This is a genomic window from Pectobacterium parvum (genome assembly GCF_020971565.1).
Taxonomy (GTDB): domain Bacteria; phylum Pseudomonadota; class Gammaproteobacteria; order Enterobacterales; family Enterobacteriaceae; genus Pectobacterium; species Pectobacterium polare.
Map to the genome: position 1 here is coordinate 604512 of NZ_CP087392.1, position 14576 is coordinate 619087.

Here is a 14576-nt window from a genome sequence, read left to right on the forward strand (position 1 = left end):
CGCAAGCCATTAAAAGAATAATCAGGAGATAGCCATGGTGAATAACGACAAGCATGACCCTCTGATGTTGGCAAGACAGCTCCCTTTGAAATCCGTGGCATTAATTTTGGCCGGAGGCCGTGGAACGCGACTGAAAGGGCTGACGGCATTGCGTGCCAAGCCCGCCGTCCATTTTGGCGGCAAATTTCGCATCATTGATTTCGCGCTCTCTAACTGCCTGAATTCCGGTATCCGTCGTATTGGCGTGATTACGCAATATCAGTCGCATACGCTGGTGCAGCACATTCAGCGCGGCTGGTCATTTCTGAATGCGGAAATGAACGAATTTGTCGATTTGCTTCCTGCGCAGCAGCGCCATTCTACCGATCACTGGTATCGGGGAACGGCGGACGCGGTTTGTCAGAATCTCGACATTATTCGGCGCTACCGTGCGGAGTATGTGGTGATCCTCGCGGGCGATCACATCTACAAGATGGACTACTCACGTATGCTGATCGATCACGTGGAGAAGGGGGCGGAATGTACGGTCGCCTGCCTGCCCGTGCCGTTGGAAGAAGCCAGCGCCTTTGGCGTCATGAGTGTGGACAAACAGCATCGTATCCTCGATTTTTCCGAAAAACCGGATAACCCGACGCCGATGCCGGATAACCCCGATATGGCGCTCGCGAGCATGGGGATCTATGTTTTTAATGCGGACTATCTTTATCAATTACTGGAAGCGGATCGTAACGCGACGGACTCTGCCCACGACTTTGGGCAGGATCTGATCCCGAAGATTGTCTCGCAGCGTCTGGCCTGGGCGCACCCTTTTACGCTGTCGTGCGTCACGTCAGGTGAGGATGAACACCACTATTGGCGGGACGTCGGCACGCTGGAAGCTTACTGGCGCGCCAATCTCGATCTGGCGTCAGTCACGCCGGAGCTGGATGTCTACGATCAGGACTGGCCGATTCGCTCCGCGATTGAATCGCTGCCGCCCGCCAAATTTGTCCAGGATCGTTCCGGCAGTCACGGCATGACGATGAACTCGCTGGTATCCGGGGGCTGCATCGTCTCCGGTTCTGTTGTCACGCATTCCGTGCTGTTCCCGCGCGTGCGGGTGAATTCGTTTTGCAGTATCGATTCGACGGTGATCCTGCCGGACGTCAACGTGGGGCGCTCCTGTCGTTTACGCCGTTGTGTGATCGATCGCGCCTGCCACTTGCCGGAAGGCATGGTGATTGGTGAAAACGCGGAAGAGGATAGCCGCCGTTTTTACCGTTCGGAAGAGGGGATCGTGCTGGTCACACGATCAATGTTGGAAAAGCTGTAAACACCATCGGAACAAAACGGGAGTAATAATGCGGGTCTTACATGTTTGTTCGGAGCTATTTCCATTATTGAAAACCGGTGGACTGGCGGATGTGGCTGGTGCGTTGCCCGGCGCGCAGATTGCGGCGGGGATGGATGCCCGTGTCATCCTGCCTGCCTTCCCCGATCTGAAAAAAGGCATCGCCAACCTACAGGTTGTGCGTGAGCTGGATACCTTCGCGGGACACGTCACGCTGCTGTTCGGCCATTTTAACGGCGTCGGTATTTATTTGATTGACGTGCCTGAGCTGTATGAACGTGCGGGCAGCCCTTATCACGACCCGGCGCTTTATGCGTACGCCGACAACTACCTGCGGTTTGCGCTGCGGGGGTGGATGGGATGCGAAATGGCTGGCGGGCTGGATCAGTATTGGCGACCTGATGTTGTGCATGCTCATGACTGGCACGCGGGGCTGACCTGCGCCTATATGGCGGCACGCAACCATCTGGCGAAATCGGTCTTTACCGTTCACAACCTGGCCTATCAAGGGCTGTTTGAAGCCCGGCATATGCCGAATCTCCAACTTCCGAGCGATTTCTTTCAGGTGTACGGGCTGGAGTTTTACGGCCAGATTTCCTACCTCAAGGCGGGATTGTACTACGCTGACCATATTACGACCGTGAGCCCAACCTACGCGCACGAGATTACGCTGCCAGCTTATGGCTACGGCATGGAGGGCTTGCTGAAAACGCGCGAAGAAGAAGGACGGCTGTCCGGTATCCTCAATGGCGTAGACGAAACGATTTGGAATCCGGCGCACGATCCTTTACTCACCAGCCATTACACCCGAGATGCCTTAGCGGACAAAGCCGCAAACAAGCGGCATCTGCAAACGGCGATGGGCTTGAAGGTTGACGACAAGGCACCGGTTTTTGCCATCGTAAGTCGCCTGACCAGCCAGAAAGGGCTCGATATCGCGCTAAGCGCGGTGCCGGACCTGCTGGAACAGGGCGGGCAACTGGTGGTGCTGGGCGCAGGAGATGCCGATTTGCAGGAGGGCTTTCTGGCGGCGGCGGCGGAATATCACGGTCAGGTTGGCGTACAGATTGGCTATCACGAGTCCTTCTCGCACCGCATTATTGGCGGTGCGGATGTCATCATGGTGCCGAGCCGATTTGAGCCTTGCGGGTTAACGCAGCTCTACGGCCTGAAATATGGCACGTTGCCGCTGGTGCGCCGAACGGGCGGGCTGGCGGATACGGTATCGGACTGTTCGCTGGAGAATCTGGCGGATGGGCTGGCAAGTGGGTTCGTTTTTAACGATTGCAGTGTGGGATCGCTATCCCGCGCGATTCGTCGTGTGTTTGTGTTGTGGTCCCGACCCACGCTATGGCGCTATGTGCAGCGTCAGGCGATGGCGATGGATTTTGGTTGGCAGGTTTCTGCTCAGGCTTATGGTGCGCTATATCAACGCTTGTATACCCACTAGTTTTCCCACTGCGCGTCATCCTCGTGCAATCTGAAAACGACAGGGTAGGGTAACACTCACTTGGGAATGAATATTATGAACTCGCCGTTTATCTATACTTCACCAACGCTCAGTGTGGAAGCGCTGAAACACTCTATTGCTTATAAGCTCATGTTTAGCGTAGGGAAAGATCCTTCCATTGCAAACAAACATGACTGGCTGAACGCCACGCTGCTGGCCGTGCGTGACCGGATGGTGGAGCGCTGGCTGCGCTCGAACCGGGCACAGCTTTCGCAGGATGTGCGGCAGGTCTATTACCTGTCGATGGAATTTTTGCTGGGGCGGACGTTGTCGAACGCGCTGCTAGCGTTGGGATTGTATGACGATCTGAAAGCCGCGCTGGATGGCATGGGGCTGGAACTGGACGATCTGCTACAGGAAGAAAACGATCCCGGCTTAGGGAACGGCGGTCTGGGGCGGCTGGCTGCCTGTTTCCTGGATTCGCTGGCGACGATGGCGCTGCCGGGGCGAGGCTACGGTATTCGCTACGAATACGGTATGTTCAAACAGAATATCGTTAACGGCAGACAGGCGGAATCGCCGGACTACTGGCTGGAATACGGTAATGCGTGGGAATTCCCGCGTCACAGCACGCGCTACAAAGTGCGCTTCGGCGGCCGAATCCAGCAGGAAGGCAGCAAAATGCGCTGGCTGGAAACGGAAGAAGTTATTGCGTGCGCCTACGACCAAATCATTCCCGGCTTTGATACCGATGCGACCAATACGCTGCGTCTGTGGGGCGCGCAGGCCAGTAACGAAATCAATCTGGGTAAATTTAATCAGGGCGACTATTTTGCAGCGGTGGAAGATAAAAACCACTCGGAAAATGTGTCGCGCGTGCTGTATCCCGATGATTCCACCTATTCGGGCCGCGAGCTGCGTTTGCGTCAGGAATACTTCCTGGTTTCCGCCACGGTGCAGGACATTCTCAACCGCCACTGGATGATGCATAAAACGTACAACAATTTGGCGGAGAAGTTCGCCATCCACCTGAACGATACGCATCCGGTGCTGGCTATCCCTGAGCTGATGCGTTTGCTGATTGATGAGCATAAATTCAAATGGATAGAGGCGTGGACCGTGGTGAGGAAAGTCTTCTCCTACACCAACCACACGCTGATGCAGGAAGCGCTGGAAACCTGGCCGGTGGATATGCTGGGTAAAATCCTGCCGCGCCATCTGCAATTGATTTTCGAAATTAACGAACATTTTCTGGAGTACGTCCAGAAAGAAGTCCCCGATGACAACGAACTGTTGGCGCGGGTTTCCATCATTGATGAAAACAACGGGCGTAAAATACGCATGGCATGGCTAGCTGTGGTTGCCAGCCATAAGGTGAACGGTGTATCGGAGCTGCATTCGGATCTGATGGTGCAGTCTCTGTTTGCCGATTTCGCCCGCCTCTTCCCTAACCGGTTCTGCAATAAAACCAATGGGGTGACGCCGCGGCGCTGGCTGGCGCTCGCCAACCCATCGCTCTCCAAGCTGCTGGATGACACCATTGGGCAGACCTGGCGCACCGATCTGAGCCAATTGAGCGAACTGAAACAGCACATCGATTATCCGGCATTTGTGCAGAAGATCAGTAAGGTGAAGCTGAAGAACAAAGTGCGTTTAGCGACCTATATGGCGGAAAACCTGAATATTGTGGTTAACCCGGAATCGCTGTTTGATGTGCAGATTAAGCGTATTCACGAATACAAGCGGCAACTGCTGAACGTGCTGCACGTCATCACACTCTATAACCGCATTAAGGATGACCCCGAGATCGAGCGTGTGCCGCGAGTCGTCATTTTTGCGGGCAAAGCCGCATCAGCCTATTACATGGCGAAGCACATTATTAATTTGATCAACGACGTCGCGAAGGTGATCAACAACGATCCGACGCTGCACGATCGGCTGAAAGTGGTCTTCATCCCGAACTACAGCGTGAGTCTGGCACAGATGATCATCCCGGCGGCGGATCTCTCTGAACAGATCTCGCTGGCGGGGACGGAAGCATCCGGGACCAGTAATATGAAATTTGCTCTGAACGGTGCGCTGACGATCGGCACGCTGGATGGGGCGAATGTCGAAATGCTGGAACATATTGGCGAAGAGAATATGTTCATCTTCGGTAACACGGCCGATCAGGTCGAAGCGTTGCGTCAGAACGGTTACAACCCACGGCAATATTACGATCAGGACGAAGAGTTGCACCGCGTGCTGACGCAAATCACCACGGGCGTCTTCAGCCCTGATGATAGCCGGCGTTACAGCGATCTGTTTGATTCACTGGTGAATTTTGGCGATTACTACCAGCTACTGGCAGACTATCGCAGCTATGTGGATACGCAGGATCGGGTTGATGAGCTGTATGAGAAAAAGGACGAATGGGCGCGCTGTGCCGTCCAGAATATTGCCAACATGGGCTATTTCTCGTCCGACCGTACTATCGGCGAATACGCAGAGGATATCTGGAATATCAAACCGATACGGTTGTGATTGTGCGTTGATGATATGAAAAAGCGCCGTAGGCAAAAACCTACGGCGCTTTTGTGTTTGCACTAAAAGGCGCTTGTGATAACCGCGGATTAGCCCGCTTTTGCTATCTGCTGGTAATGGTTTGCCAGCCAGTCGCTGATGCGTTGTTTCTGTGCGTCATCGAAGCGCATGCCCAGTTTGGTACGGCGCCAGATGACGTCATCAAGCATAACGGCCCATTCTTTTTCGACCAGATAGCGCAGTTCCGCTTCATACAGGTCATGACCGAAATCTTCACCCAGATCGCTGAGGCCTTTCACGTTTGCCAGAATCAGTTCGCTGTTTGAACCGTAGGTGCGGCTGTAACGACGCGTCAGTGATTCCGGCAGATTGAAGCGGCGACGCAGCGCGGCGGCGTAGTCATCACGCGTGCCCGCGATATCACCACCCGGCAGTACTGCACCTTTCGTCCAGGCTTTCCCCGCTTGCGGGTAGTATTTGTGCAGCTTGTCCAGCGCGTGCTCTGCCAGTTTACGATACGTCGTCAGTTTGCCACCAAACACAGAAAGCAGCGGGGCCTGACCGTTATCATCATCGACCGACAGCGTGTAGTCACGGGTAATCGCCTGCGGAGAATCGGACTCGTCATCACACAGCGGACGCACGCCAGAGTAAGTCCAGACGATATCGTCACGCGTAAGCTGCTGTTTGAAATGGTCGTTATACACATCCAACAGATAGGCGACTTCGTTGTCATCGATCTTCACATCGTGCGGATTGCCTTTGTACTCCACGTCGGTCGTGCCGATGATTGAGTAGTCATCCTGCCACGGGATCACGAACACAATACGGTGATCTTTGTTTTGCAGAATATACGCCTGCGGCTGGTTATGAACTTTTGGCACTACGATGTGGCTGCCTTTGATCAAACGGATGCCGTAAGGTGATTTCAGTTGCAGGCCGTCATCAAAGAATTCTTTCACCCACGGGCCAGTGGCGTTCACCAGACCTTTGGCGCGCCAGGTGAAGGTTTCTCCGGTCAATGAATCAACCGCATCCACAATCCATACGCCTTGCTCACGGCGAGCGCGGGTCACTTTGGTGCGGGTACGGACTTCTCCGCCGCGTTTTGTCACTTCCTGCGCGTTTAACACCACCAGACGCGCATCGTCCACCCAGCAGTCAGAATATTCAAAGCCCTGCTTCAGTTCAGGCTTAAGCACAGAATCTGCACCGAATTTCAGTCCTTTACTGGCAGGCAGGCTGACGCGTTTGCCGATGTTGTCGTACATGAACAGGCCGATACGGATCATCCAGGCCGGACGCAGGTGCGGCTGATGGGGCAAACGAAAGCGCATAGGGAAAATAATGTGCGGGGCCATTTTCAGCAGCGTTTCGCGCTCAGACAGCGCTTCGCTGACCAAACGAAACTCATAGTGCTCAAGGTAGCGCAGGCCACCGTGAATCAGCTTGGAACTGGCGGAGGACGTGGCACAGGCAAGATCCTGCGCTTCCAACAACAGGACTGATAACCCTCGCCCAGCCGCATCTGCGGCGATGCCTGCACCGTTAATTCCGCCGCCGATAACGATTAGATCTTTGGTTTCCACGTTTCTTCCTCCACCCTCGAATAAATCAAAATGTTCGTTTTCGAGCATTATGATAATCGAAAACAAACAAATCAGCCAACGGTTAACCAAATAAAAACATTTATGCGTGACGAACCTAACAATATGATGATAGTTGTCACATTAAAAGCATGGGTATTGGGCTGTTTTATCGTCACTCTCCACATTAGTGAAGCACTGTTTTTATAAATAACCTTATAATCAGATGGGTTTTATGCCGTTGAAGGCGGGTTACAATGACGCCAGTTGTTACTAACATCCCTTCCATTATTAACAAGGTTGTCACTTTCGATGGAACAATTTGAAGCTATCAGTATTGATCAAGCCCATTCCCGCTGGCAGGAAGGGGGCGTTGTTGTTGATATTCGCGATCCACAGAGCTTTGCCGCAGCCCATGTTCCCGGCGCGACGCACCTGACGAACGAGACGCTATCTGACTTTGTGCGCGGCGCTGACCTCGAAGCGCCGGTCATGGTGATTTGCTACCACGGTATCAGCAGCCGCAATGCCGCACAGTACCTGATTAGCCTGGGGTTTGATTCGGTGTACAGTATCGATGGTGGCTTTGAGGCCTGGCAAAACCGCTACCCGCAAGACACGCAGGCGCAAGCCTGATCGCATGACGATTAAAGAACCTTTATTATCATGCTCCTAACTCAACTTACTCACTGGCGCTTCCCGCTATGATGATTCGCGTTATTGCTCTCTCCAACCCGCGTCTGGCTCAGGCATTTGTTGATTACATGCGTACGCAGCAGGTCCATCTGGAAATGCGGCCTCAGGGGCATGAAGCTGAACTGTGGCTGGAGGATGAAACTCAACTGAGCAAGGTTCAGGGAGAACTCGAGGTTTTTCTGCGCGACCCGACAAACCCGCGCTATCTGGCGGCCAGTTGGCAAACGGGATCGATGGATACCGGCATTCAATACCAACGCTACTCTTACCTGCAAACGCTGAAGCAAAAGGCAGGCCCGCTGACGCTATCCCTGATGGTCGTGACGATCGCGGTGTTCATCCTGATGCAAATTTCGGGCTATGAGAGTGTGATGGTGTGGCTGGCGTTCCCGGCTGAAGGGCAACAGATAGAGGTGTGGCGCTGGTTCAGTCATGTTTTGTTGCACTTTTCCCTGCTGCACATTTTGTTCAATCTCATGTGGTGGTGGTATCTGGGCGGCCCGGTTGAGAAAGTTCTGGGAACCGGAAAGTTGCTGGTCATCACGCTGGTTTCCGCGCTGGTGAGCGGCTGGGCGCAGTCCTGGTTTAGCGGCACCCATTTTGGTGGCCTGTCTGGCGTGGTTTATGCCCTGATGGGCTATGTCTGGCTGCGAGGGGAACGAGAGCCTGACGGTTATTTATCTATGCCGCGCAGTTTGATGGCCTTCGCTTTACTGTGGCTGGTCGCCGGATATTTCGATATTTTAGGCATGTCGATCGCGAATGCGGCGCATGTGGCTGGTCTGGTTGTCGGGCTATTGATGGCCTTTTGGGACACGTATAATAAAACAAACCCTCGGTAAATCGGGGCGTCTTAGGGGATAAATGTGAAGCAGACACAACGGCATGACGCCATTATTGAGCTGGTGCGCCAGCAGGGCTATGTCAGTACTGAAGAGCTAGTGGAGCATTTTGCGGTGAGCCCGCAGACCATTCGTCGCGATCTGAACGAGCTGGCCGAGCAGAATAAAATCCATCGCCATCACGGCGGCGCGGCATTGCCGTCCAGCTCGGTTAACACGGCCTACCATGACCGTAAAATGATGTGGTCGGATGAAAAAGCGCGCATTGCCCGTCGGGTGGCGAGCCAGATTCCAGACGGTGCCACGTTGTTTATCGATATCGGCACCACGCCTGAAGCGGTGGCCTATGCGCTGATGCAGCATAAGGATCTGCGCGTCGTCACCAATAACCTGAATGTGGCAACGCTGCTGACGGCAAAAGAGGATTTTCGCCTGATCTTGGCCGGTGGCGAAGTGCGTACCCGTGACGGCGGTATCATGGGTGAGGCGACGCTGGATTTTATCTCTCAGTTCCGTCTGGATTTCGGCATTTTGGGCATCAGTGGTATTGACATGGATGGGTCATTACTGGAGTTTGATTACCATGAAGTGCGCACAAAACGGGCGATTATTGAAAATTCTCGCTGCGTCATGCTGGTGACGGACCATTCCAAGTTTGGCCGTAATGCGATGGTGAATTTGGGCAACATGGATTTGATCGACTATCTTTTTACCGATCAGTCACCACCACCCAGCGTACTGAAAATCATTGAACAACATAAGGTACAGTTGGAGTTGTGTTGAACCCGATGTGCCTTTTCCATGATGGACAAAGGAGGAGGCACGATGTCAGATTCTTCAAGAAAGTCGGATTCTGCAAAAGTATCAGGATCGTCAAAACGTTCAGCGGCTGCAAAAAAGCCAGAAGCTTTAACGCAGCCCGTTTCCTCCGCTCATCCCGCCATCGCCTTTGATGCATCAGAATTTACCGCCGCGCTGCGCCGCCAACAGCGGCTCGATGGCGTCGCGTCCCTGAAAGCGATGACGCCAGTGCAGTGCTGGCGCGCCGTCAGCCTTGCGCTGTCTGAACAACTGCTGATGCACTCCGCTTCGCCAACATCTCCTGTTGCCCATACCAATACGCCTCAGCGTCATGTGAACTACCTGTCGATGGAGTTTCTGCCCGGTCGTCTGACGGGCAACAACCTGCTGAATCTGGGCTGGTATGATGCGGTAGCCGCCGTGCTGGCCGAGCAAGGTCTTAACCTGAGCGATATTCTGGAGCAGGAAACCGACCCGGGGTTAGGCAATGGTGGATTAGGTCGGCTGGCGTCCTGCTTTCTGGATTCGATGGCAACGGTGGGGCAGCCTGCAACGGGTTACGGCCTCAACTACCAATACGGCCTGTTCCGTCAGCATTTTGCGCAGGAAAAGCAGCAGGAAACTGCTGATGACTGGCAGCGCGATACCTATCCGTGGTTTTTACCACGCGCGGAGCTGGCGGTGGATGTCGGGTTTGGCGGGCGTTTACAACCTCAAACTGACGGAACCTTGCGCTGGCTACCGGATACCGTTTTCAGAGGTGAAGCCTGCGACCTGCCGGTGATTGGCTATCACAACGGTGCGGCGCAGCCGCTGCGTTTGTGGCGTGCGACGCATCGCGATCCGTTTGATCTGACGCTATTCAATGAAGGGCACTATCTGCGTGCGGCACAGGCGGGGATTTCCGCTGCCAGCCTGACCAGCGTGCTGTATCCGAATGACAATCACGCGGCGGGCAAACGCCTGCGCCTGATGCAGCAGTATTTCCACTGCGCCTGTTCGGTGGCCGACATTCTGCGCCGCCATCTTAAGGCGGGGCGCGCGCTGTCCACGTTACCGGATTATGAAGTCATCCAGCTTAATGATACCCACCCGACGTTGGCGATCCCCGAACTGATGCGTCTGCTACTGGATGAGCATCAGATACCGTGGGATGAAGCCTGGTCGATAACCGGACGCACCTTTGCCTATACCAACCACACGCTGATGCCGGAAGCGCTTGAGCGCTGGGACGAACGGCTGTTGGGCCGCCTGCTTCCGCGCCACCTGTCTATCATTCGGCAAATTGATACGCAGTTTAAGGCGCAGGTCGAACAGCAATGGCCTGGCGATCGGCAGGTATGGGCGAAGCTCGCGATTCGCCACCAGCGCCAGATTCGCATGGCAAACCTGTGTGTCGTCAGCTGCTTCGCGGTCAACGGTGTGGCGGCGCTGCATTCGGAACTGGTGGTGAAAGATCTGTTTCCTGAATATCACCAGCTGTGGCCGACCAAATTCCATAATGTCACCAACGGCATTACGCCACGCCGCTGGCTAAAGCAGTGTAATCCTGCGCTGTCCGCGCTCATCGACGACACGCTGCCTACGCCGTGGGTGAATGATCTGCCCGCGCTGAAAGGGCTGGAACCCTATGCTGACGATGCTGGCTTTCGTGAGCGCTATCGACAAATCAAGGCCGATAATAAAATGCAGTTGGCGACCTATCTCCGCCAGCAGTACGACATCGTGATCGATCCGCACGCGCTGTTTGATGTGCAAATCAAGCGATTGCATGAATACAAACGTCAACACTTAAATTTGCTTCATATTCTCGCGCTATATCGTCAATTGCGTGACAATCCGCATCTGGATATAGTGCCGCACGTCTTTTTGTTCGGTGCCAAAGCGGCGCCGGGCTATGTATTAGCGAAAAATATCATTTATGCCATTAACCGGGTCGCTGCGGTTATTAATCAGGATCGCCGCGTTAACGATCGCCTGAAGGTTGTCTTCCCGCCGGATTATCGCGTCTCGCTGGCTGAACGGATGATTCCTGCCGCAGATGTCTCTGAGCAGATTTCAACGGCAGGTAAAGAAGCATCCGGCACGGGCAATATGAAGCTGGCGCTGAACGGCGCGCTGACCGTCGGCACGCTGGACGGGGCGAATGTCGAAATGGCGCAGCAGGTCGGTGAAGGCAATCTGTTCATTTTCGGTCACACCGTCGAACAGGTAAAAGCGCTACAGGCGCAGGGCTATGAGCCGTCTGACTACCTTGCTGTGACGCCGCTGCTGCGTGAAGTACTGAACGAGCTAGCGAGCGGTGCGTTCAGTCAGGGGGATAAAAATGCGTTTGCCCCGCTGTTGGATAGCCTGCTGAAGCTGGGCGATCCCTATATGTTAATGGCCGATTTTGCACCGTATTGTGAGGTGCAGCAGCGTGTTGATGCGCTTTACCGTGAGCCGGATGAATGGACGCGCCGCTGTGTGCTGAATACCGCCAGAATGGGGATGTTCAGTTCAGACCGGGCGATTCATGATTACCAGACGCGCATTTGGCAGGCGTATCGTTAGGAAAAGGAGAGGGTGTTCAAGGTGGATAAACTGGCAAGCCAGCAGACAGGCATCGCGGAAAGCTATACCGATGCGTATGGCAAAGAGCACATGGTTGCGGCCGCAATCAGAAACCAGATTCAGGCAATGATGGACGTTTCTGATAGCGATAATGCACCCTTGCCACCTGTTCGGGTCTTTTTGCAAGGCCGGGATGCGGTCATCGAGCTTGCTGGTCACGGTGAATACCTCTGGACGCTGATGTATGAAAACGGCGGTCAAATTCAAGGACAGATAACGGGCGGTTCAACGCTGGCGCTGCCGGGCGTGCTGCCGCTGGGTTATCACTACCTGACGCTGACGCAGGCCGACCAGCGCTGGAGCTGCCGGATTATTGTCGCGCCGCACCGCTGCTATGAACCCGAATCCTTACTACAGGGAAAACGCTGGTGGGGCGTGACCGTCCAGCTTTATACCTTGCGCTCGCAGAACAACTGGGGCGTCGGGGATTTTGGCGATCTTCGCCAGCTGATTGAGCAAATTGCCCGACGCGGCGGTGCCTTTGTGGGGCTGAACCCGCTGCATTCGCTGTATCCCGCGCTACCAGAGGCCGCCAGTCCTTACAGCCCTTCCTCCCGACACTGGCTGAACATTATTTATATCGATGTGAATCGGATCGATGATTTCCAGCAGAGCGGTGAAGCGCAGGAATGGTGGCACCGTGAGGATACGCAAAGTGCGGTTACTTCGCTGCGTGCAGGCCGCTGGGTCGATTATGAACCGGTGACGGCCCTTAAACTGACGGCCTTGCGGCTGGCTTTTCGCTACTTTACGACGCGCAGTGCGCTGGACCCGCGTATTAGCGCCTTTCGCCAGTTTGTCGTGAGCGGTGGGCAGAGTCTGCAACTTCAGGCGACGTTTGATGCATTGCAGGCTTACCTGAAAAAACAGGGTGAGAATTACGCGGACTGGCACCAATGGCCTGCCAGCTACCATGATGTACACAGCGAAACCGTGAAGTCATTCCGCCGTGAAAACAGCGATGAGATTACGTTCTACAGTTGGCTGCAATGGGTGGCGCACGAGCAATTAGCGGAGTGCTACGCGCACAGTAAACAGCTTGGCCTGCCGCTCGGTCTGTATCGTGATTTAGCCGTTGGCGTTGCACAGGGCGGCGCGGAAACCTGGGATGAACGGCAGCTCTATTGCCTTGATGCCTCTATCGGTGCACCGCCGGATCCGCTCGGGCCGCAGGGACAAGACTGGCAGCTTGCCCCGATGAACCCTACCATGCTTCAGCTTCGTGGCTATCAACCGTTTATCGACGTCCTGCGCAGCAACATGGCGCACTGTGGCGCGCTGCGTATCGATCACGTGATGGCGCTTTTGCGCCTGTGGTGGATACCCAAGGCGGAGTCGGCGGGCAACGGGGCTTACGTGCATTATCCGGTCGACGATCTGCTGGCGGTGCTGGCGCTGGAAAGCCAGCGCCATCGCTGCCTGATTATCGGTGAGGATTTAGGCACGGTGCCACCGGAAATTGTCAGCAAGCTGCATGATTACGGTATCTATTCTTACAAGGTGCTGTTCTTTGAAAAGGACGAAGAAAACCACTTCCGCGCACCGCAAGACTATCCGCGTCAGGCGATGACAACTATCACGACGCACGATCTCCCAACGCTGCGCGGCTACTGGCAAACCGTGGATCTATCGCTGGGGCGGGAATTAGGGCTGTACCCGACGGAAGCGTTACTGCAAGAACAAATGCAGCAGCGTGAGAAAGCGAAACAGGGGCTGCTCAACGCGTTGCACGAATTCGGGCTATTGCCGCAGCGGGTTGGCCGCAACTCGGCGCTGACGACAATGGGCGCACCGCTAAGCCGTGGCGTTCACCGCTATGTCGCCGATAGCGCAAGCGCACTGGTGGGATTCCAACTGGAAGACTGGCTGGACATGGCGACACCGGTTAATGTGCCGGGCACCAATCGTGAATACCCCAACTGGCGGCGCAAGCTCACGCGTCCGCTGGAGTCGATCTTCACTGATCGCTGCCTTGAACGACTGGTTCGGGATATGGATTTGCGTCGTGGCGCGCCGATGAAAGCGCAGAAAGCCGAATAACAGAATGAATACTCTTCCTCCCCTGAGTCGGGGAGGAAAAGCGAAGATCAATCAGCAGGGGAGAGGATTAATAGTAGGAGTGCTCGCCGCGCTGGTGTTCGGTGAGGTCTCTCACGCCTTTCAGCTCAGGGAATGTTTGCAGCAGCTCTTTCTCAATCCCTTCTTTCAGCGTGACGTCAACCATAGAACAGCCGTTACAGCCGCCGCCAAATTGCAGAATCGCCAGACCGTCATCGGTAATTTCCATCAGCGTCACACGGCCGCCGTGGCCAGCCAGCTGTGGGTTGATCTGTGATTGCAGCACATACTCAACGCGTTCCATCAGCGGGGCATTGTCGTCCACTTTACGCATTTTGGCGTTCGGTGCTTTCAGCGTCAGCTGAGAACCTAACTGGTCGGTCACGAAGTCGATTTCAGCGTCTTCCAGATAAGGGGCGCTGAGTTCGTCCACGTAAGCAGAAATCTTTTCAAACTTCAGTACGGTATCGCTGGCTTCTACGGCATCCGGCGGGCAGTACGACACGCCACACTCGGCGTTTGGCGTACCTGGATTGATAACAAATACGCGAATCTCTGTGCCTTCTTCCTGTTTTGCCAACAGTTTCAGGAAATGCTCCTGAGCAGCATCGGTAATACGAATCATAAGAGTAAGCTCGATAGTTGACTGCACTTATCGGTTATAATACGCCCATCCT

The 14576-nt window shown here is 54.7% G+C and carries 10 protein-coding genes; 8 read left to right on the forward strand and 2 right to left on the reverse strand.

The genetic code is table 11. From position 1 onward, the window contains the following. Positions 1-34: 34 nt before the first annotated feature. From glgC to glgP, 3 genes are all read left to right on the forward strand, one after another. On the forward strand, positions 35-1312 hold the full coding sequence (gene glgC / locus LOZ86_RS02665; protein WP_039484744.1) for a glucose-1-phosphate adenylyltransferase: 1278 nt from the start codon (positions 35-37) through the stop codon (positions 1310-1312). 28 nt (positions 1313-1340) lie between these two features. After that, positions 1341-2780 carry a glycogen synthase GlgA gene (gene glgA, locus LOZ86_RS02670; protein ID WP_230242821.1) on the forward strand — a complete coding sequence of 480 codons (1440 nt, stop codon included), beginning with the start codon at positions 1341-1343 and terminating at the stop codon, positions 2778-2780. Between the two features lie 75 nt (positions 2781-2855). Beyond that, the gene (gene glgP, locus LOZ86_RS02675) at positions 2856-5303 is read left to right on the forward strand and encodes a glycogen phosphorylase (protein WP_230243146.1); all 2448 of its coding nucleotides are present in this window, start codon (positions 2856-2858) and stop codon (positions 5301-5303) included. Between the two features lie 89 nt (positions 5304-5392). On the opposite strand, the gene glpD is transcribed toward glgP, so the two are convergent. Continuing rightward, positions 5393-6892: a glycerol-3-phosphate dehydrogenase gene (glpD, locus tag LOZ86_RS02680; protein WP_010277863.1), complete on the reverse strand. Its 1500-nt coding sequence runs from the start codon at positions 6890-6892 to the stop codon at positions 5393-5395. Between the two features lie 309 nt (positions 6893-7201). Here glpD and glpE point away from each other — a divergent pair, with 309 nt between their 5' ends. From glpE to malQ, 5 genes are all read left to right on the forward strand, one after another. Next, positions 7202-7525 (forward strand): thiosulfate sulfurtransferase GlpE, encoded by a 324-nt coding sequence (glpE, locus tag LOZ86_RS02685; RefSeq protein WP_010277860.1) that lies wholly within the window; start codon positions 7202-7204, stop codon positions 7523-7525. A gap of 68 nt (positions 7526-7593) precedes the next feature. Beyond that, positions 7594-8427, forward strand: coding sequence for a rhomboid family intramembrane serine protease GlpG (gene glpG / locus LOZ86_RS02690; protein ID WP_039484738.1), 834 nt, complete (start codon positions 7594-7596; stop codon positions 8425-8427). 24 nt (positions 8428-8451) lie between these two features. Beyond that, positions 8452-9210 carry a DeoR/GlpR family transcriptional regulator gene (locus LOZ86_RS02695; protein WP_010299419.1) on the forward strand — a complete coding sequence of 253 codons (759 nt, stop codon included), beginning with the start codon at positions 8452-8454 and terminating at the stop codon, positions 9208-9210. A gap of 42 nt (positions 9211-9252) precedes the next feature. After that, a complete protein-coding gene (gene malP / locus LOZ86_RS02700; protein ID WP_080728069.1) occupies positions 9253-11781 on the forward strand; it encodes a maltodextrin phosphorylase in 2529 nt (842 codons plus the stop codon). A gap of 12 nt (positions 11782-11793) precedes the next feature. After that, complete coding sequence (gene malQ, locus LOZ86_RS02705) at positions 11794-13881, forward strand: 4-alpha-glucanotransferase (RefSeq protein WP_039484734.1); 2088 nt, start codon at positions 11794-11796, stop codon at positions 13879-13881. A 67-nt stretch (positions 13882-13948) separates the two neighbouring features. Here the strand turns inward: malQ and nfuA are convergent, their stop codons facing one another. Next, complete coding sequence (gene nfuA / locus LOZ86_RS02710; protein ID WP_039484731.1) at positions 13949-14524, reverse strand: Fe-S biogenesis protein NfuA; 576 nt, start codon at positions 14522-14524, stop codon at positions 13949-13951. Positions 14525-14576 lie beyond the last annotated feature (52 nt).